General features: G+C 69.5%; 16 protein-coding genes and 1 pseudogene. 4 read left to right on the forward strand and 13 right to left on the reverse strand.

What is annotated here, in order from left to right:
• The 5 genes from TSH64_RS22020 to TSH64_RS22040 form a co-directional block, all read right to left on the reverse strand.
• Positions 1-660 (reverse strand): GntR family transcriptional regulator (locus TSH64_RS22020; protein ID WP_199237631.1); only part of this gene is annotated, 660 nt, incomplete at its 3' end.
• A gap of 133 nt (positions 661-793) precedes the next feature.
• A complete protein-coding gene (locus TSH64_RS22025; RefSeq protein WP_247873086.1) occupies positions 794-2,074 on the reverse strand; it encodes an ABC transporter substrate-binding protein in 1,281 nt (426 codons plus the stop codon).
• Between the two features lie 132 nt (positions 2,075-2,206).
• Positions 2,207-3,010, reverse strand: coding sequence for an enoyl-CoA hydratase-related protein (locus tag TSH64_RS22030; RefSeq protein ID WP_109448267.1), 804 nt, complete (start codon positions 3,008-3,010; stop codon positions 2,207-2,209).
• The gene (locus TSH64_RS22035) at positions 3,003-4,133 is read right to left on the reverse strand and encodes a Zn-dependent alcohol dehydrogenase (protein WP_109448269.1); all 1,131 of its coding nucleotides are present in this window, start codon (positions 4,131-4,133) and stop codon (positions 3,003-3,005) included. Before TSH64_RS22035 ends, TSH64_RS22030 begins: the two co-directional genes overlap by 8 nt.
• Before the next feature lie 5 nt (positions 4,134-4,138).
• The gene (locus TSH64_RS22040; RefSeq protein WP_109448270.1) at positions 4,139-4,981 is read right to left on the reverse strand and encodes a phytanoyl-CoA dioxygenase family protein; all 843 of its coding nucleotides are present in this window, start codon (positions 4,979-4,981) and stop codon (positions 4,139-4,141) included.
• Between the two features lie 208 nt (positions 4,982-5,189).
• Here TSH64_RS22040 and TSH64_RS22045 point away from each other — a divergent pair, with 208 nt between their 5' ends.
• Entirely contained in the window at positions 5,190-6,356 is a 1,167-nt protein-coding gene (locus TSH64_RS22045; RefSeq protein ID WP_199237632.1) for an acyl-CoA dehydrogenase family protein, read from the forward strand.
• Complete coding sequence (locus TSH64_RS22050; protein ID WP_109448274.1) at positions 6,353-7,891, forward strand: AMP-binding protein; 1,539 nt, start codon at positions 6,353-6,355, stop codon at positions 7,889-7,891. Before TSH64_RS22045 ends, TSH64_RS22050 begins: the two co-directional genes overlap by 4 nt.
• A gap of 31 nt (positions 7,892-7,922) precedes the next feature.
• Here TSH64_RS22050 and TSH64_RS22055 read toward each other — a convergent pair whose 3' ends face one another.
• From TSH64_RS22055 to TSH64_RS22085, 7 genes are all read right to left on the reverse strand, one after another.
• Positions 7,923-9,368, reverse strand: coding sequence for an NAD-dependent succinate-semialdehyde dehydrogenase (locus TSH64_RS22055; RefSeq protein WP_109448276.1), 1,446 nt, complete (start codon positions 9,366-9,368; stop codon positions 7,923-7,925).
• An 8-nt stretch (positions 9,369-9,376) separates the two neighbouring features.
• Positions 9,377-11,497, reverse strand: a complete 2,121-nt coding sequence (locus TSH64_RS22060) for a 3-hydroxyacyl-CoA dehydrogenase NAD-binding domain-containing protein (RefSeq protein ID WP_247873087.1) — start codon at positions 11,495-11,497, stop codon at positions 9,377-9,379.
• Positions 11,494-12,750 carry an ABC transporter substrate-binding protein gene (locus TSH64_RS22065; protein WP_109448278.1) on the reverse strand — a complete coding sequence of 419 codons (1,257 nt, stop codon included), beginning with the start codon at positions 12,748-12,750 and terminating at the stop codon, positions 11,494-11,496. The genes TSH64_RS22060 and TSH64_RS22065 overlap by 4 nt, the downstream gene beginning before the upstream one ends.
• 119 nt (positions 12,751-12,869) lie before the next feature.
• The gene (locus TSH64_RS22070; RefSeq protein ID WP_109448280.1) at positions 12,870-13,718 is read right to left on the reverse strand and encodes an alpha/beta hydrolase; all 849 of its coding nucleotides are present in this window, start codon (positions 13,716-13,718) and stop codon (positions 12,870-12,872) included.
• Positions 13,718-14,101, reverse strand: coding sequence for a hypothetical protein (locus TSH64_RS22075; RefSeq protein ID WP_109448282.1), 384 nt, complete (start codon positions 14,099-14,101; stop codon positions 13,718-13,720). The genes TSH64_RS22070 and TSH64_RS22075 overlap by 1 nt, the downstream gene beginning before the upstream one ends.
• On the reverse strand, positions 14,098-16,260 hold the full coding sequence (locus TSH64_RS22080; RefSeq protein WP_109448284.1) for an acetate--CoA ligase family protein: 2,163 nt from the start codon (positions 16,258-16,260) through the stop codon (positions 14,098-14,100). Before TSH64_RS22080 ends, TSH64_RS22075 begins: the two co-directional genes overlap by 4 nt.
• A complete protein-coding gene (locus tag TSH64_RS22085; protein WP_109448286.1) occupies positions 16,257-17,420 on the reverse strand; it encodes an acyl-CoA dehydrogenase family protein in 1,164 nt (387 codons plus the stop codon). Before TSH64_RS22085 ends, TSH64_RS22080 begins: the two co-directional genes overlap by 4 nt.
• Before the next feature lie 109 nt (positions 17,421-17,529).
• Between TSH64_RS22085 and gcvA the strand changes: the two genes are divergently transcribed.
• Positions 17,530-18,417 carry a transcriptional regulator GcvA gene (gcvA, locus tag TSH64_RS22090; protein WP_158285405.1) on the forward strand — a complete coding sequence of 296 codons (888 nt, stop codon included), beginning with the start codon at positions 17,530-17,532 and terminating at the stop codon, positions 18,415-18,417.
• 206 nt (positions 18,418-18,623) lie between these two features.
• Positions 18,624-19,829 (forward strand): 3-oxoadipyl-CoA thiolase, encoded by a 1,206-nt coding sequence (pcaF, locus tag TSH64_RS22095; protein WP_109448290.1) that lies wholly within the window; start codon positions 18,624-18,626, stop codon positions 19,827-19,829.
• Between the two features lie 77 nt (positions 19,830-19,906).
• On the opposite strand, the pseudogene TSH64_RS36430 reads toward pcaF, so the two are convergent.
• Positions 19,907-20,021: pseudogene (locus TSH64_RS36430) on the reverse strand (electron transfer flavoprotein subunit alpha/FixB family protein); the annotation flags it as partial.

Raw genomic sequence — 20,021 nt, forward strand, 5'->3', positions numbered from 1 at the left:
GACATAGGCCATCAGCCGGTCCGAGGCCGCGGCCGCTTCCTCCGCGTCGCCGCGGTGGATCGCCAGCATCAGGTCGGCATGGGTCTTGGCCCCATCCTCCAGGCTGCCGATATGGGCATGGTAGTTCTGGAACCAGAAGCGGCGGGACAGCGACCGCAGCGGCCGGATGGTCTGGGTCGCCACCGGGTTGCGGGCGCTCTGGTCCAGCAGCTGGTTCACCTCCTGGTCGAGATGCATGAAACGCATGCCGTCGCCGTTGCGGGCCGCCTCCAGCATCTCGCCGGCGATGGCGCGGCACCGCTCCCGTTCGGGGGCAAGCGCGTAACGGGCGGCGCGCCGGGCGATCAGGCGTTCCAGCTCACGCCGCACGTCCAGTACGTAGAGCTGAAGCTTCACGTCCACTTCGGTGACCATGATCCCGCGTGACGGGACGATGGTCACCAGACCGTCCATCTCCAGCCGCTTCAGCGCCTCGCGCACCGGGGTGCGGCCGATGCCGAGCTGCGCGCTGATCTGCTTCTCCGACACGAAGCTGCGCGGCGGCAGCGTGCCCGACACGATCAGCTCCTCGATGGCGGCATAGGCCTGATCGGCCATCGATCCGGTTTCGATCTGGGCTCCCGCCTGCTGTCCCATCTGCTGACTGGCCGGCTCTGTCACCCTGTCGCCCCCGTCTCCTGGCACCGGTTCGAGCCCGGCCCGATCCCACGCCCGTCCGCGTTTCCCATCCTGGCTTTAGCGCGCCGGGACCGGAGACGCAAGCGGGCGGAGGCGCCCGAAACCGATCCGCCGGTTACGGCTTGCCGGCATCGGCGGATTTGCGGACCAGCGGGCAGTCGCTCTCGGCCAGCGGGCGGGCGGCATCGGCGGCGGCGATGACGCCGAGCTGCTTGTAATAGTCCCATTTGCCCTTGGATTCTGCCGGGGTCTTCACCTCGAACAGGTACATGTCGCGCAGCACCCGGCCATCCTCGCGAATGCGGCCGTTCCTGGTCATGAAGTCGTTGATCGGCGTGTCGCGCATCGTCTTCATGACGGTCGGCGCATCGATGGTGCCGGCCGCCTTCACCGACTTCAGGTAATGGGTGATCGCGCCGTAATCGCCGGCCTGCACCATGGTCGGCATGCGGCCGGTCCGCTCGAAGAACCGCTTGGAAAAGGCCCGGGTCTCCTCGTTCTGATCCCAATAGAAGGACTCGGTCAACACCAGCCCCTGCGCCGTCTCCAGACCGAGCGCATGGATGTCCGACAGGAACATCAAAAGCCCGGCCAGCTTCTGGCCCTGCTTCGTTATGCCGAACTCCGCCGCCTGCTTGACGGTGTTGATCAGGTCGCCGCCCGCATTGGCAAGCCCGATGACCTTGGCCCCGCTCGCCTGCGCCTGCAGAAGATAGGAGGAGAAGTCGGCGCTGTTCAGCGGATGGCGGGCCGACCCCAGAACCTTGCCGCCGGCGCCGGTGACGAAGGCGGCGGTGTCGCGCTCCAGCGACAGGCCGAAGGAATAATCCAGCGTGATGAAGTACCAGCTGTCGCCGCCCTGCTTCACCATGGTCCGCCCGGTGCCGGCGGCCAGTGCATAAGTGTCGTAGACCCAGTGGACGCCGTTGGGCGAGCAGTTCTTGCCGGTGAAGTCCGACGAGCCGCCGGCGGTGCCGAAGACGATCTTGTTCTTGCGCCGGGTCAGCTCCTGGATCGCCAGCATTACCGCCGAGTTGGGCAGGTCGATCACCACCTCGACATTCTTGTTGTCGTACCAGTCGGCGGCGATCTGCACGCCGATGTCGGCCTTGTTCTGGTGGTCGGCGGACAGCACCTCCACCGGACGGCCGAGCACGGAGGCGCCGAAATCCTCCACCGCCATTTTCACCGCCTCGACACTGCCGCTGCCGCTGAGGTCGGCAAGCGAACCGGACAGGTCGGTCAGCACGCCGATGCGGATCGGGCCGGTCGCCCTGGCAGGCGCGGATTGGCCGGCGGTCGTCTGGGCTGCGGCCGACCAGGACAGCGTGCCGAATGCCAGCGCGATGCCTGCGGCCGTGGCGGCCAGCACCCCGTGCGACATGAGTTTCATCATGGGTCGTCCCTCCCTGTTCAGATGATTGTCTGGTTGGCTGGAGCCGTCATGACGGGCCGGTCGTTCGGCGCCGGACCTTGCAGCAGCTGTAAACTCGACGGTTGGAAACTCGATTTCTGGAAACTCGGCGGATCAGGAGACAGGCTTCATTGCCGCCGCGATGGCGAGGCGGGATTCCTCACCCGCGTGGCAGATGCCCTGCAATGCCGCCGCCATGTCGAGCATGGTGGACAGATCGACCCGGCCCGCCTGCTGCAGCATGCGCTTGGTCATGCGCACCGCTTCCGGCGGGTTGGCGGCGATCTCCTCCGCCAGGGCGAGCGCCTTCGGCATCAGCTCGGCGTCCGGCACCACGCGGGACACCAGGCCCAGGGCCGCCGCTTCCGCGCCGCCGACCGCCCGTCCGGTGAAAGCCATCTCGGCGGCCACCGCCGGACCGGCGACGCGCGTGAGGAACCACAGCCCGCCATCGCCGGAAATCAGCCCCAGCTTCACGAAATTGGAACTGATCCGCGCCGACTCCCCGGCGATGCGCAGGTCGCACATGAAAACCAGATCGCAGCCTGCGCCATAGGCAGGGCCGTTCACCGCCGCGATCACCGGGATTTCGAGATCGGCCATGGCGCGGGGAATGCGCTGCACCCCGGCGCGGTAGGCGTTGCGCACCTGATCGGCCGGACCGCCGAACATGCCGCGCCGGTCGCGGATGTCGTGGATGTTGCCGCCGGCGCTGAAGGCCTTGCCGGCGCCGGTCACCACCAGCACCCGCACCGAGCGGTCGTCCCGCACCTCCTCCAGCGCCGCGACAAGCGGGTTCAGCACCGGCGGATCGGTGACGGCGTTGCGGGTCCTCGGCGCGTCCAGCGTCAGGATGGCGACGGCGCCCCGGCGCTCCAGCCGGGCGGTGCCGCCGTTCTCGACAGTGTCGTCACTCATGCATCACCACCACGGCGCGGATGACGTCGCCGCGCTCCACATCCTCGAAAGCATCGTTGATGGCGGCCAGCGGCAGGCGCCGGTCGATCAGCTCGTCCAGGCGCAGCCGGCCGTCGAGATAGGCTCGCGCATAGGCCGGGAAATCGTCGGCCGCCTTCGCGCCGCCCAGGCTGGAGCGCAGGATGCGCCGCTCGCCGCTGATCGAGCCGAAACGCAGTTCGACCAGCCGGTTGGGATCGGTCTTGCCCAGGATGGTGACGCTGCCGCCCGGCCGGGTGCAGTCCACCGACTCCTGGAGCGAGCCGATGACGCCGGCCGCTTCAAAAGCGTGGTCGGCTCCGCGGCCGCCGGTGATCGCCCGCACCCGGGCCGCCAACTCCTCGCCACGCAGATCCCCGCTGCCGAGCATGGTGTGGGTGGCGCCGAAGGCGCTGGCGCGCTCCAGCTTGTCGGCGCGGCGGTCGACGGCGATGATCGCCCCGGCTCCGGCCAGCCTTGCGCCCTGCACCACATTCAGCCCGACCGGGCCGCAGCCGATCACGATCACGCTGTCGCCCAAGCCCACGCGGGCCACGCGCAACGCCGCTCCGACGCCGGTGATGACGCTGCAGCCCAGCAGGCAGGCGCGGTCGAAGGGCATCTCGTCCGGCACCGGAATGGCCGCGGCCTCCGGAACCACCGCATATTCGGCGAAGGACGACACGCTGAGAAAATGGCCGACCTCCGCTCCCGATGCGTCGCGCAGCCGCCTGCGTCCCGCCGACAGGGTCGCAGCACGATGGTTGGGAACCACCATGTCGCACAGCATCGGCTGGTCGTGGCGGCAGTAATAGCATTGGCCGCAGGCTGCATAGATGGTACAGACCACATGCTGGCCCGGCTTCACCCGCTGAACCGCCGACCCGACCGCCTCGACCACGCCGGCGCCCTCATGGCCGAGCACGACCGGCGGCGGCACAGCGAAGGCGCCGGTCATCGCCTCGCGGTCGGTGTGGCACAGGCCGGCCGCATGCATGCGGATCAGCACGTCGCCCGGCTCAAGCGGCGCCAGGGTGAGCGGCTCGATGGACAGCGGTGCTCCCGTCTCGCGAAGCACCGCCGCCTGGAAGGTCGATCCCGCCATCCCCCCTACTCCGCCGCCGGTCGCCGGGTCTCGGCATCGGTCTCGGCATCGGCCAAGCGCAGGATGCCGTCGTCGCCGCCGGTCTCCAGAGGTTCGCAGCGCCGCGCCACCACCCATTCCGGCCGGGGATTCTCGATGCCATGCGGCCTGTTCGAAACCTGATTGTAGACGGTGTAGATGTGCCAGCGCGCATGGCGCGACATGTTGTGGCCGGAGCCGTGAACGATGTTCGGATGGAACAGGACCACGGTGCCCGGCTTGCCGGTGATCGGCACCGGATCGCCGAACCGCGTCATGATCTCGATGACCTGATCCTTGGGCACCGTCCACAGCTTGTAGGATGTCGTGGTCTCGTCCATTTCCGGATCGAGCCGGCCCAGCTTGTGGCTGCCGGGAATGAAGTAGAGGCAGCCGCCGATCTCGGTCGCCTCGTCCAGCATCAGCAGCGAGGTCGTCATGTCCGGCCGGTCGACGCCGTCGGTCTTCCAGTAGCCGTAATCCTGGTGCCATTGCCAGATGGCGCCGTCGATGGCGTCCTTCAGGTTGCACTTCGTGTGATAGACGTAAACCGGTTCGTCGCCCAGCACCTGACGCGCCGGGTCGATCACCCGCGGCAGGGTGGCCAGTGCCTGGAACGGCGGCGATGCGGTCGGACCGGTCTCGTCATGCACACGGAAGACCGACCGGACCCCACCGCTTTTCTCACGGATGACGCCTTCGGCTTCGACCTCCGTCACGCGATGCAGATCGCGGCGGAGGATTTCCACCTCCTCGTGCGACACGAGGCCGGGAAACACCAGATAGCCGCGCTCCTCATACTCGGCCACCTGCGCGTCGGTCAGTCTCATGGCATCCTCCCTCGGTTCCGCTTTGAAGATATGATTGATGTACAGCCGATATATCGGTAGGTTATTATCGTATGCGAACGAATTCAATGGAAAACGTCAACGATCCGCCTCTCGAACAAATCGACCCGGGGACAGAGCGGATCATCCGGCTGCGTCAAGCCGGCGCCCGGTGCCGATTGCGACAGGATCCAAAGGGAGGATGCGGCCGATGCAAATGCCGATAGGGTTGTGGACCGACCCGGTCGAACCGGAATTTCTCGCTCCCCTGAGGCGCGCGGTCGCCGACCATGTGGAGCCTGACGCCGACGCCATCGACCGGGAGGACGTCTATCCGGTCGCCGCGATCAAGGAGCTGGCCCGCCAGGGCTATACCAGCCTGACGCTGCCGGAGGAGTTCGGCGGGCGCGGCCTCGGCTTCGCCCATTGTGCGGCGCTGTTCGAGGAGGCCTCCTACGCCAGCGCCGCCGTCGGCATCAGCCTGATCACCATCCTGCAGGCGCAGACCATCATCCGCCTGTTCGGTGCCGACAGCCTGAAAAGCACGGTTCTGCCGGAGTTCGGCCGCGGGCTGATCACCTCCTACGCCTTGACCGAGGCCAACCACGGCAGCGACATCCGCAGCCTCGACACCAAGGCGGTGCGGGACGGCGACCGCTGGATTCTGAGCGGCCGCAAATCCTTCATCACCTCCGGCTCGGCCGCGGAGGCCTATGTGATCCTGGCGGAAACGCCGGTTGGCGTGTCGGCCTTCTTCGTCCGCCAAGGCATGGATGGCGTGTCGACGGAGGAAGGGCCGAACGCCGCCACCTTCGGCCTGCGCAACGGTCCGCACGTCGATCTGGTGCTGGACCGGGTGGCGCTGCCCGCCGATCACCTGATCGGGGTGGAGGGCAAGGGCGTCCGCCAGGCGGTGACGACGCTGGACTATTCGCGGACCATGGCCGCCGCCATCAGCCTCGGCATCGCACGGGCGGCCTTCGACGGCGCCCTGGACTTCGCCGCCGGGCGCAGCGCCTTCGACCGCAGGATCCTGGATTTCCAGGGAATCCAATGGTACTTCGCCGACATGCTGGCGGAGATCGACGCCGCCCGGCTGCTGACCTTTGAGGCCGCGCGCAAGCTGGACGCGCATGACGACATCGCCCGCTTCGGCAGCGAGGCCAAGCTGCTGGCCAGCCGGGTCGCCACCGACACCGCCGCCCGCGCCGTGCAGATCTGCGGCGCCTATGGCGTCATGGAATCGGCACGCTTCGGGCGATACCTGCGCGACGCCAAGGCCTACGAGATCGCCGGCGGATCGTCGGAAATCCTCAAGAACACCATCGCCAAGCGGCTGCAGCAGCATGTGGCCCTGCGGCGGGAGGCGCTGTCGTGATCGCCGATCCGCTCTATGCCCGCGCCGCCGCCACGCCCGGCCGTCCCTTCCTGCTGTTCGGCGACCGCAGCATCACCTATGGCGCCATGGCGGCGCTGGTGGACGAGGCCGTCGAGCGTCTGGCCGCGCAGGGTGTGACGGCCGGCAGCACCGTGGCGATGATGGTCGGCAACCGGCCGGGTTTCCTCGTCGCATGGTTCGCGCTGTCCGAACTGGGCGCCATCACGGTTCCGCTCAACACCGCCCTGGTCGGCGAGGGGCTGCGCTATCTTCTGGAGCAGAGCGAAGCCTCCCTGCTGATTGCCGAGGAGGAGTTCCTCCCCGCCCTGCCCGCCGCCGCCCCGGCGCTGCTGGCGATGGACGACCGCTTCGAGACGGCCGCCGGCCCCGGACGGGCGCCGCGCCGCCGCCTCGCCCTGCCCGGCGGCACGGCCAACGCCATCCTCTACACCTCCGGTACCACCGGCCTGCCGAAGGGGGCCGTCATTCCGAACGCCTGCTACGAGCTGGCGGGCGAGCATATGGCGGCGGCGCTGGAGCTGACGGACGAGGATCGGATCCTGCTGTTCCTGCCGCTGTTCCACGCCAATCCGCAGATGTACGGCGTGATGTCCTGCCTGCGGGCCGGGGCGACGCTGGCGCTGCTGCCGCGCTTTTCGGCCTCGCGGCTGCTGGAGGATGCGCGGCGGTACGGCGCCACCGGCTTCACCTATGTCGGCACGGTGCTGAGCATCCTCGCCAAGCGGCTGACCGGGCCGGAGCGCGACCACTCCCTGCGCTGGGCGGTCGGCGGTGGCGCACCCCCCGGGGTCTGGCGCGAGATCGAGGAGCGGCTGGGCCTTGCGGTGCGCGAGCTGTACGGCATGACCGAGACCGGCGGCTGGGTGTCGATGAACACCGCCCGGGCCGCGAAGTTCGGCAGCGTCGGCGCCCCCCGGCCGGACACCGAACTGTGCGTGGTCGATGCCGACGACACCCCGCTTCCTCCCGGCGCGAAGGGCGAGATCGTCGTCCGCCCCCGCCGCCCCGGCCTGATGTTCGACGGCTACTGGAAGAAGCCCGAGGCGACGGTGGCGGCGACGCGGAACCTGTGGCTGCACACCGGCGACCGCGGTATGATCGACGCCGACGGCTTCCTGCATTTCGATGGCCGGATGAAGGAACTGATCCGGCGCGCCGGGGAGATGATCGCCCCCGTCGAGATCGAAACAGCCCTGCTGAAGCATCCGGCCGTTCAGGACTGCGCCGTCGTCGGCGTTGCCGACGACATCCTCGGCGAGGAGATCAAGGCGGTGATCGTTCCCCGACCCGGATTCGACCCCCGGGACCTGCCGGCTTTCCTGACCGGCCGCATCCCGGCCTTCATGATTCCGCGCTTCGTCGAGATGCGGACGGAAATCCCGAAGACGGCCACACAGAAGGTGCAGCGTCATCTGCTGCAGGATCATCCTGGCGACATCGTGGATTTGGGGAGGCACAAGGCCGATACCCTGGCCACTCCCCCAAAAGCGATGAGGAAAGCCCCCCGCCCATGATCCGTTGATCGATGCAGGGTTGCCTGGCCGATCAGAGGGGGGCTTGGCTGACGAACTTCACCTGTTCAAACGCCTGGAACCCCTCGGTGCCGCCTTCCAGCCCGATGCCGCTGTCCTTGATCCCGCCGAAGGGCGTTTCCGGGTGCGACACCACCCAATGATTCACCACGACATTGCCGCATTCGATCTCCGCCGAGAGCCGGTCGGCGAGCGCGAGGTCGCGGGTGAAGACGTAGGACGCCAGCCCGAGCGACAGGCGGTTCGCCAATGCCACCGCCTCGTCCGCATCGAGGAAGGAGGCGACCAGCGCCAGCGGTCCGAACGGCTCTTCGCTGGCGGCCCGGCAGGCGTCGGTGACACCGGTCAGCACCGTCGGCCGATAAAAGAAGCCGGGCCGGTCGATGCGGCCCCCGCCGGCCGCCACCGTGGCGCCGTTCCGTCGGGCATCCTCCACCAGCGCCTCGACCGCCGCCAGCCGGCGGGCATTCTGCACCGGCCCCATCTGCGTCGCGCCGTCGAAGGGATCGCCGACACGGATCGCCGTTGCCGCTTCGGCGAAAGCGGCGGCGAAGCGGTCATGGATCGAGTGATGAACATAGAAGCGGGTCGGCGACGTGCAGATCTGCCCGGAACTGCGGAACTTGGCAGCGGCCGCACCGCGGGCCACCGCGTCGACGTCCACGTCGGGAAAGACCAGAACCGGGGCGTGGCCGCCCAGTTCGAACACGCCGCGTTTCATCGTCCGCGTCGCCAGGGCGGCCAGATGCTTGCCGACGGGGATCGAGCCTGTGAAGGACACCATGCGGATGGCGTCCGCCTCCAGCAGCCGCTCGGCCACCGCACCGGGGTTGCCGAACAGCATGTTGGCGACACCGGCCGGCAGACCGGCCTCGGCCAGCGCATGGGCGATGAAGAGGGCGGACGCCGGCGTTCCTTCCGACGGCTTGATGACGATGGAGCAGCCCGCCCCCAGCGCGCCCGCGATCTTGCGCGCCGGGGTGATCGCCGGGGCGTTCCAGCCGCTGAAGGCCGCCACCGGCCCGACGGGCTCGCGCAGCGCCATCAGCCGGTGGCCCGGCGTGCGGGGCGGGATGATGCGGCCATAGGACCGGCGGCATTCCTCCGCGGCCCAGTCGAACATGCCAGCCGCCGTCTCGACCTCGCGCACGGCCTCGCCAAGCGGCTTGCCCAGTTCAAGCGCGATCAGGGCGGCGAGGCTGCCGGCGTCCGCCCGCATCAGCTCGGCGGTGCGGCGCAACAGCGCCGACCGCTCGACCGCGCTGGTCCGCCGCCAGAGCCGGAAGCCATCGGCCGCCGCCGCGACCGCCGCATCCACGTCGTCGGCACCGGCATGGGGCAGCAGGCCGAGCGTCGCGCCGGTCGCGGGGTTGATCACCGGTTCGCTGGTCCGGCCTCCGGCCTCGATCCAGCGCCCACCGATCCACAGGCGAAGGTCAGGATAGGCGGTGTTCGTCATCGTCGCCTCTATAAAGCCAAGTTCGATGGACCCAAGGCGGCGCGCAGCACGCCCGGATCGCAGAGCCGGAAACCCGGTCCGCTGAGTTCTCCCAGCCGCGCCAGCCCGGCTTCCAGCCATGCCGGATCCTGGCGGCCGGCCCAGAACAGCGGCCCGCCCTCCCAGGCCGGGAAGCCATAGCCGTTGACCAGCACGAGGTCGATGTCCGACGCGCGGGCGGCAACCCCTTCCGACAGCAGGCAGGCGGCCTCGTTGACCATGGTCAGCAGCACGCGGGTGACGATCTCCTCGTCGGAAACGGCGGCGCGGACGATGCCCTTGGCGGCCGACGCCGCTTCGATCAGTGCGTTGACCTCCGGGTCCGGTTCGCCCCGCTTGGCGCCGGGCGGATAACGGTAATAGCCGGAGCCGGTCTTGCGGCCGAACCGTCCGGCCTCGCACAGCCGGTCGGGAATCTCGACATAGCGCGCCGCCGGATCGCGGGCCGCCGCCTGTTGCCGGCGCATCCGCCAGGCGATGTCCAATCCGGACAGATCGGCCACCGCGAACGGCCCCATGGCGAAGCCGAACCGCTCCAGCGCCGCGTCGACATCCGCCGGAAGCGCCCCGTCCTCGATCAGGAATTCGCATTGGCGGCGGTAGGCGGCATAGATGCGGTTGCCGATGAAGCCGAAGGCGTTGCCCGCCACCACCGGCAGTTTTCCTAGCCGCTTCGCCAGCGCGATGCCGGTCGCCAGGACGTTGGGCGCGGTCTTCGCCCCGCGGACCACCTCTAGCAGGCGCATGACGTTGGCCGGGCTGAAGAAATGCAGACCCACCACATCCTGCGGCCGTCCGGTCGCCGCCGCGATGGCGTCGAGGTCCAGATAGGACGTGTTCGATGCCAGCACCGTCCCCGGCGCCAGCACGGCGTCCAGCCGGCGGAACAGATCCTGCTTGACCGCGAGATCCTCGAACACCGCCTCGATCACCAGATCGGCGGTGGCGAGCGCCGTCATGTCGGTGGTCGGATCGAGCGCCGCGAGCCGCTTTCCCGCCTCCCCGGCGCTCATCTTGCCGCCATCGACCCTGCGGGCGTAGTGGTCGCGCAGCCGGGCCATCCCGGCCTCCAGCGCCTGTGCGTCGCGTTCCAGCAGCGTCACCGGCAGGCCGGCGTCCAGCGCGGCGATGACGATGCCGGCCCCCATGGTGCCGCCGCCGATCACGCCGATCCGCTCCAGCCGCCGCGCCGCCACGCCCTCCAATCCGGGAAGGCGGGCCGAATCCCGCTCGGCGAAGAACAGGTGGCGGCGGGCGAAGGCGTCCGTCTCCAGGCGCAGCCGTTGGAAGACCGCACGCTCCTCCGCCAGCGCCTCGGCCAGCGGACGCTCGGCCGCGGCGCGGACGGCCCGGATCGCCTCCACCACCGCAGGACGCCCGCGGCCGGCGCGCAGGGCGGCACTGGCTGCGGCCTCGATGCGGTCGGCCGGCTCGGCCGGGACGGCGCGGTCGGCCACCCGGTTCTTGGCCCCGGCGAGCCCCCGCGCATGGGCGACGGCAGCGGTGCGGAGCGCCTCCACCACCGCCCCCTCCACCACCGCATCGACCAGCCCGAGCGCCAGCGCGTCGGCGGCGGCCACCCGACGGCCTTCGCAGATCAGGCCGATGGCGGTGGAAACGCCGACCAGACGCGGCAGGCGCTGGGTGCCACCGGCGCCGGGGATCATGCCCAGCGTCACCTCCGGCAGCCCCACCCGCGTGCCGGGTGCCGCGACGCGGGCGTCGCAGCCCAGCGCCAGCTCGAACCCGCCGCCCAGCGCCGCCCCATGCAGGGCGGCGACCACCGGCTTCGCGCAGGCCTCGATGGCGGCGATGACGGCGGGAAGCTGCGGCTCCTCCAGCGGCTGGCCGAACTCGCGCAGATCGGAGCCGGCGATGAAGGTCCTGCCGGCGCCGATCAGCACCGCCGCCTCGATACCGGGATCGGCCGCGACCGTCGCGACGGCGTCGAGCAGCCCGCGCCGCACGGCGGCGGACCCGGCGTTGACCGGCGGGTTGTCGATGACGATCACCGCCACCCCGCCGTCGCGCTCCAGCCGGACCGTTCCGCCGGCCCGGTCGCCGAGCACTTCGGCCGGCTTGCCGGTCACTTCGCCACCAGCGGGCAGCCGCCCTGGTCCATCGGACGGAAGGCCTTGTCGCCGGGCACCGTCTCCAGAACCTTGTAATAGTCCCACGGACCCTTGGATTCCGACGGCTTCTTCACCTGCATCAGGTACATGTCGCGGATCACCCGCCCGTCGGGACGGATGGAGCCGTTCTTGGTGTAGAAGTCGTCGATCGGCATCTTGCGCATCTGTTCGGCCACCTTGGTGGCGTCGTCGCTGTCGATGGCCTGGATCGCCTTCAGGTAATGGGTGACGGCGCCATAGACCGCCGCCTGAAGTCCGCCGGGCGCCCGGCCGTTGAAACGGTCCATGAACCGCTTGCTCCAGGCCCGCGTCTCGTCGTTCATGTCCCAATAGAAGCTTTCGGCGAAGGTCAGGCCCTGTGCGCTTTCCAGCCCCAGCGCATGGATGTCGGGCAAATTGACCAGCAGCGCCGCCATCGTCTTGCCGCCGGCGGTGATGCCGAACTCGCCCGCCTGCTTGACCGCATTGATCATGTCGGCCCCGGCGTTCGCCAGCCCGATCACGCTGGCGTTCGACGCCTGCGCCTGCAGCAGATAGGAGGAGAAGTCCGCGGTGTTGAGCGGCGCCCGCACCGCCCCGACGACGGTGCCGCCGTTGGCCTTGACGACACGGGTCGCCTCGCCTTCCAGAGCGTGGCCGAAGCTGTAGTCCGCGGTCAGGAAATACCAGTCCTTCAGGCCGCGCTTGACCAGCGCGGTGGTGGCGACGGTCGGCAGGGCATAGTTGTCGTAGGCCCAATGCACGCCGACGGGCGAGCAGGCCTTGCCGGTCAGGTCCGGCGTGCCGGGGCCGGTCGCCAGGAACATGCGGTTCTTCTCGCGCGAGAGCCCCTGCACCGACAGGGCCACGGCGGACGACACCACCTCGGTGATCGCATCGACACCCTCGACGTCATACCAGCGCCGGGCGATGCCGGAGCCCACGTCCGCCTTGTTCTGGTGGTCGGCGGAGACGATCTCGATGGCGGCGCCATTGACCTTGCCGCCGAAATCCTCAGCCGCCATCTGGGCGGCCAGCACGGCTCCGGCGCCGACATTGTCGGAATAGGGACCGGACATGTCGGTCAGGACGCCGATCTTCACCGTCTTGCCGGAAATCTCGGCCGCCGCGCTGCCGGCCAGACCGCCCCCGGCCAGACCGATGGTCAGCGCCGCGACGGCCGTGGCGGTCAGCGCCCGCAGACCGGGCACCCGAACAGTGATGGCACGCATGATTGGTCCCTCCCCAGGGAATTGGCGGCCGCCGCCTTCGTTGCGGGCGGCGGCCGGTTGTTGTCAAAGCGCCGGCAATCGGATGGCTGCCGTCGGAATGCCTGCCGTCTGAGCCGGGCTCAGCGGTGGGCGATCTCGCTCAGGACCGGCAGCAGATGGGCGATGAAGCCTTCCGGATCCTCGCTCATCGGGAAATGGCCCAGCCCCGGCATGATCGACACGGTGGCGCCGGGAATGCAGGCGGCGGTCTCCAGCGTGTCGGCAGGAGAGCAGGAATAGTCGTATTCGCCGGTCAGCAGATAGAGCGGGCAGCGGCTGGTGTCGATTTCGCTCAACCGATGGCGGATGTCGCCGTCCACCTTGTAGAAATAGAGGTCGCCCTTGAAGATGCCCGGACCGCCCTGCATGTAGTGCCACACCGTTTCCCAGCGGTGGGCGTCGGGCGCGTTCGGCCCGACCAGCCCGGCGGCGATGGCGGCGCAGACCTCCCCGCCATGCACGTCCGGATGATGCAGCCAGGTCGTGTCGTAATAGGGGTGGACGTGGGCCGAGGATTGCAGCCCGACGATGGCGCGGAATTCCTCGGCATGCTCCATCGCCAGATGCAGCGCGATGCGCCCGCCGATGGAACAGCCCATCGCCACCGGCCGATCCAGCTCCAGCGCCCGGCACACGGTCAGGATGATGTCGGTGTAGTCGGCGCTGGTCAGCTGGTAGTCGCCGTCCTGCCAGCCGACGGGCGGCGAGGATTTGCCGTGCCAGGGCAGGTCGAAGGCGATGACCCGGTAATCGCGGGTGATGCGCGGGTCGTTCAGGATGCCGCGGAACTGGCGGCCGTCCGACCCGGCGGTGTGCAGGCAGACCAGCGGAATCCCCTGCCCCGCCTCCTCGAAATAGATCCGGTGCTCGCGGCCCTTATAGTCCAGCCGCATGTAACGCCCGGTGATGGATTCGATCGTCGCACGCATCAGGCGGTTTCCTTCGGGCTGCGCAGGCTGGCCATCACGTCCTTGATGTAGAGCAGGTTGGCCATGAAGGGTTGCAGGTTGCCGGACAGGGTCAGGTCGCCGCGCCGCAGCAGGGCGAACAGGTCGTGGAAGCCCGGTGGCGGCAGCGGCTGCCAGAAGCGCGCCAGCGCATCGGCCGGGCAGGACAGGCCGAAGGTCCAGGACGGCATGACGAACGGCCCCTTGCGGACCTCGGCGATCCGCCCGTGGTCGATGGAGATCAGATAGGCCTCGGCGCCGATGTCCAGCCGCATCACCGCGGTCAGGAAACGGCCGCGATGGACGAGCCGTTCATTGGCGTTCACAAGCTCCGGCAGCGAGAGCACATCCGGCCTGGGCATCATCGGTTCCTCCCGGAACGGGTTTCGGTGTCGTCTTCTTGGGATTGGGCGGGGGCATCCGCCGTTGTAAGCCGGACCAGCGCGTCGACCGCCGCCGCCCCCTGCCCATCTGCCATCACCATCAGCGGGTTGATCTCCGCCTCCAGCACGGTCACGTCGTCGAGCAGGGCGAGGCGCGAGACGGCGACCAGCGCATCGGCGACGGCGCCGAGGTCGCCCGCCGCCCGGCCGCGATAGCCGGCCAGGGCCTGGAGCGCCTTCACCTCGCCGATCATCTCCAGCGCGGTGGCCCGGTCCACCGGAGCCAGCCGCAGGGCACGGTCGCGGTAGATCTCGGTCAGCACGCCACCGGCGGCCAGCATCACCACCGGCCCGACCTGGGGGTCGCGGCGCAGACCGACCAGCACCTCGCCCACACCGCGGGTCATCGGCTGGACCAGGATCCGGCGCACGCCCACCCCCGGCCGCGCGGCTTCGACCCGGTCGCGGATCGCCGCCATGGCGGCCGACAGCGCGCCGGCATCGGCGATGTTCAGCGCCACGCCGCCGACATCGGTCTTGTGGGCGATGTCCGGGTGCAGGACCTTGGCGACCACCGGATAGGCGAAGGGAAGCTCCGGCACCGGTTCGCCGACCGTCAGCACCGCGACCGGCGCATGGGGAACGCCGACGCGGGCGAACAGGCGGTAGGCCTCGGCCTCGTCGATGGTCCGCCCGGCATCCGGGGGAACCGGCAGTGGCGGGGTCGCCAGTTCGGGGCGGGGAAGCCGGCGGTTGAACGCGGCGGCGATCACATCGGCGCCGGATTCCGGCGCGCGGAAGCAGGGGACCCCGGCGGCGCTCAGGCGCAGCAGCGCCTCCGGTGCTTCCGGCACGATGAAGGCGGCCAGCGGCTTGTCATGCTCGCGCGCGCTGTCGATCACCGGCGCCACCGCCAGATCGGGCTGGAAGCGGGCGGAGGACCCGACCGTCGCCAGCACCAGATCGAATTCCGGCGCGGTCTGCATCACCCCCAGCGCCGCTTTCATCACGTCGTAGCGGGTGCCCGCCAGCGTCAGATCGACCAGACGCCCCTCCCCTGCCACGATCCCGACCTCGGCGAGCCGGCGCACGGTGTCCGGGCTGGGGGCGGCGACCCGCACGCCGCGGACGGCCAGCTGGTCGATGGCCATGGCCGCACCGCCGCCGGTGGTGGTGACGACGCCGACGGCGGGCTGCCGCAGGGTCGTCACCGGCATCCGGTTGAGCAGCGGCATGATCTCCAGCAGCCCGTCGAAGGACTCCACCCGGGCGATCCCGCAATCGCGCAGGAAGGTGTCGGCGACATCGTCCTCCCCGGCCAGCGCGCCGGTGTGGGAGACCGCCAGCTCCGCCGCCTCCGCCGAACGGCCCAGCTTGTAGGCCGCCACCGGCTTGCCGCGCTCGGCCGCCGCCAAAGCGAAGCGGCGGAGCGCGTCGGCGTTGCGCATCGATTCCAGGAACAGCAGGTAACCGCCGATCTTCGGGTCGTCGAGCGTCGCCTCGCAGATTTCGCCGACCGACAAATCCACTTCGCCGCCGACCGACACCAGCCCGGCGAAACCGACGCCGCGCGCCTTGCCGCGCGACAGCATCGCACCGATCAGGCTTCCGCTGTGCGAGGCGACGAACACCCCGCCGTCCGGCAGGTCGGGTTCGGCGAAGGCGGCGTTGGCGGTCAGCACCAGCCGCTCCTGCACATTGACCACGCCGATGCTGGACGGGCCGAGCACGCGCACGCCATAGGACCGGCCGATCTCGGCCAGCCGCTTTTCGCGCTCGACGCCGGCCTCCCCCGCTTCGGAGAAACCGCCGGCCAGGATGGTCGCGACCGGGACGCCCAGCCGCCCGCACTCCTCCAGCGCGGCGATGGCCGCATCGGTGCCGGTCAGGATAAAGGCATGGTCCGGCCGTTCCGGCAGCGCCGACAGCGATGCGAAGGCCGGCTCGCCCTGCACGGTGGCGCGGGTCGGGTTGACGCTGTAGACCGCGCCGCCATAGCCGGCGCGGCGCAGGAAGCGCAACGGACGGGCGGCCGTCTTTGCGATGTCGTCCGACACCCCGACCAGCGCCACCGACCGCGGCCGCAGCAGGGCTTCGGCCAGGGCGGCGCCGGTACAACCTTTGAGGGCGGTGCTGCTCACGACCGGCTCTCCCGCGGCGGGCGCTGGTCGAAGCGGCGCTCGAACAGCTCTTCGGCGATGCGGTTCTTGAGGATTTCGATGGAGCCGCCGGCGATCATCCAGCCGCGCGTCCGCTTCACGCAATACTCGACAAGCGCTTCCTGGCTGTAGCCGGTGCCGCCCATGATCTGCAGGGCCTCGTTGGCGACCTCGAAGCCGGCGAGGTTGCAGGACAGCTTGGCGATGGAGGTCTCATAGGCCGACGGCAGGCCGTTGTCGGCATTGGTGGCGGCGCGGTAGAGCAGCAGCTGCGCGCTTTCCAGCTTCAGCGCCATGTCGGCGAATTTCCATTGCAGGCCCTGGAATTCGCACAAGGGGCGGCCGAACTGGATGCGCGTCTCCGCATGCGCCTTGGCCAAGTTGAACGCATGGCGCCCGAGCGCCAGCGCCCGCGAGGCGTTGCCGATGCGCTCCACGTTGAAGCCGGCGATCTGCTTCTTGAAGCCGCCCGGCCCCAGCAGGACATTCGCCTTGGGAATGCGGCAGTCCTCGAAATAGAGCTGGCACCATTCCTCCCCGCTCATGAAGGCGGAGGGCTGGCCGACGGTGAAGCCGGGGGTGCCGCGCTCGATCAGCACCGAACCGATGCCGCCGACGCCGGGGGCGAAGCGGACATAGATCAGGAACAGCGTCGCTTCCGGGCTGTGGGTGGAAAAGACCTTCGACCCGTTGATGACGTAATGGTCGCCATCCTCGCGGGCGCTGGTCTTCAGGTCGGTGACGGCCGACCCGGCGTCCGGTTCGCTCATGCCCAGGGCCAGCAGCTTGCGTCCGCCGAGCAGGTCGCCCAGCCAGCGCTCCTTCTGCTCGGGGCTGGCATATTCGGCGAAGGTGCGGATCGGCCCGAAATTGCCCGCCTGGACGACGTCGGCGCTCTTGGGGCAGACCAGCGCCAACTCCTGGATGGCGATCACCGCGTCCATCAGCGTGCCGCCGACGCCTCCATCCTCCTCGCGGATGGTGATGCCCAGCAGGCCCATCTCCGACAGTTTCGCGGCCACGTCCCAGGGAAAGGCCGGGGAATGGGCGCGCTTCAGCGCGTCGGCGGCCAGCTCGGCACGGGCAAAGCGGCGCACGCTGTCGGCGAAAGCGCGCTGTTCCTGGTTGAGTTGAAAGTCCATGGCTCCGACGGGGCTATCGATTTGCGTTACGGACAATCAATCTCATTGACGGACAAGCGGCAAATTCCTAGTTGTTGGGCACACATAACCTTATGTAATGGACCGTGAGTTGCGCCAGGTTCCCCCGCTCAATCCGCTCCACGTGTTTGAATGCGCGGCCCGGCACGGCAGCTTCACCAAGGCGGCGGAGGAGTTGAGCGTCACCCAGCCGGCGGTCAGCCGGCAGGTCGCCCTGCTGGAGGATTACCTGGGGGTCCGGCTGTTCCACCGTGAGACCCGCGGCCTGACCCTGACCAGCGAGGGCAAGCGCTACGCGGCGCAGATCGCGCCGGCCTTCCGCTGCATCGCCGAGGCGACCTCCGAACTGGTGTCCGCCCGTGCCGCCGCTCCCCTGAAGCTGCAGGTCTATGCGACCTTCATGGCGAAATGGCTGATGCGGCGCCTCCCGCAGTTGCAGACCAACCACCCCGACCTGCGGCTGCGCACCCGGACGGCGGTGGCGCCGGTCGACTTCGCCCGCGACAACGTCGACGCGGCGATCCAACTTGGCACCGGCGACTGGCAGGGCATGGACTCGGTCCTCCTGTTCGCCGACGAAATCCTGCCGGTGTGCAGCCCCGCCCTGCTGGCCGGCGGCCCGCCGGTGAAGGCGCCGGCCGATCTGCTGCGCTACCCGCTGCTGCATTCCCACTACCGGCGGCGCGACTGGCCGGACTGGCTGGAGGCGACCGGCGTGACCATGGCGGAGACGCAGGAGCCGCTGATGTTCCCCAGTTCGCTGCTGACCTATCAGGCCGCCCTGGACGGGCTGGGCATCGCCATGGGCCAGCCCGCCATGCTGGAAACCGAACTGCGCAGCGGCAGCCTGGTCTGTCCGATCGAGCGGCCCCTGCGCCGCGACCTCGGCTATTATTTCGTGGTGCCGCCCAACCACCAGGACCGCGCCCGCATCGCGAAGGTGCGCAACTGGCTGCTGGAGCAGGTGGCGGCCGGCTGAAACGCGCCGCCACATCCATTACCGCAGGTTATGCGCCGGCAAGTTTATGTCAGTTGCCGCAATCCGACGGACTTCCGATAGTCGGACTTCCGACAGCCGGGGACGTGGCCGGCCGCATCCATCGCTGCCGCGCCCGGCCACCATCCTCCTGCCCAACAAATTGCCCGTCCCGCTCCATCGGCGGCGGGTAGCGGAAGGCCCACTCCATGACCGAAGCATTCCTGTGCGACGCCGTGCGCACGCCCATCGGGCGTTACGCCGGCGCGCTGGCGCCGGTGCGCGCCGACGATCTCGCCGCCATTCCCCTGCGGGCCTTGCTCGACCGCAACCCGTCCCTCGATCCGCCGGCAATCGACGACGTGATCCTGGGCTGCGCCAACCAGGCGGGAGAGGACAACCGCAACATCGCACGCATGGCGGTCCTGCTGGCCGGTCTGCCCGAAACGGTTCCCGGCACCACGGTAAACCGCCTGTGCGGATCGGGGCTCGACGCCATCGCGCTGGCGGCGCGCGGCGTGCGCGCGGGCGAACAATCCCTGCTGCTGGCCGGCGGGGCGGAGAGCATGTCGCGCGCACCCTTCGTGATGGGCAAGGCCGACGGTGCCTTCTCCCGCTCGATGCGGCTGGAGGACACCACGATGGGCTGGCGCTTCGTCAACCCGCGCCTGAAGGCCTCGCACGGCGTGGACACCATGCCGGAAACCGCCGAGACGGTGGCTGAGTGCTATGGCATCCCCCGCGAGGACCAGGACGCTTTCGCCCTGCGCTCGCAGCAGCGGGCGGGTGCCGCCCAGCGCAGCGGACGCTTCGCCCGGGAGATCGTCGCCGTGCCGGTCGCCGGCCGCAAGGGAGCGATCACCGAGGTGACGGCCGACGAGCATCCACGGCCCGACACCACGCTCGACCAGCTTGCGGCGCTGAAGCCGGTGGTGCGTCCCGGCGGCACCGTGACCGCCGGCAACGCGTCCGGTATCAACGACGGCGCGGCGGCGCTGATCGTCGCCGGAGAGGCGGCGGCCAGGCGTCACGGCCTGACGCCGCGCGCCCGCATCGTCGGTGCTGCGGTGGCCGGCGTCGAGCCGCGCGTGATGGGGATCGGACCGGTCCCGGCGGTTCGCCGCCTGCTCGACCGTACCGGCGTGCCGCTCGACCGCATCGACGTGATCGAGTTGAACGAGGCCTTCGCCGCACAGGGCCTTGCCTGTCTGCGGGAGCTTGGACTGGCGGATGACGATCCGCGGGTCAACCCCAACGGCGGGGCCATCGCGCTCGGCCATCCGCTGGGGATGTCCGGTGCGCGGTTGGCCACCACCGCGCTGATCGAACTGGAGCTGCGCGGCGGCCGATACGCCCTGTGCACCATGTGCATCGGCGTCGGCCAGGGCATCGCGCTGCTGCTGGAACGAGTGTAAAGGGGGCAGGTCTCCCCAAGCGAAAGGGCGGCCCCGCGATGGAGGCCGCCCTTTTGCTTTGCCCGGTCGCTGCGCGGTCAGAGCGCCTGCTGCAACTCCGGCACGGCCTTGAAGAGGTCCGCGACGAGGCCGTAATCGGCGACCTGGAAGATGGGCGCTTCCTCATCCTTGTTGATCGCGACGATGACCTTG

This window comes from Azospirillum sp. TSH64, assembly GCF_003116035.1.
GTDB lineage: Bacteria > Pseudomonadota > Alphaproteobacteria > Azospirillales > Azospirillaceae > Azospirillum.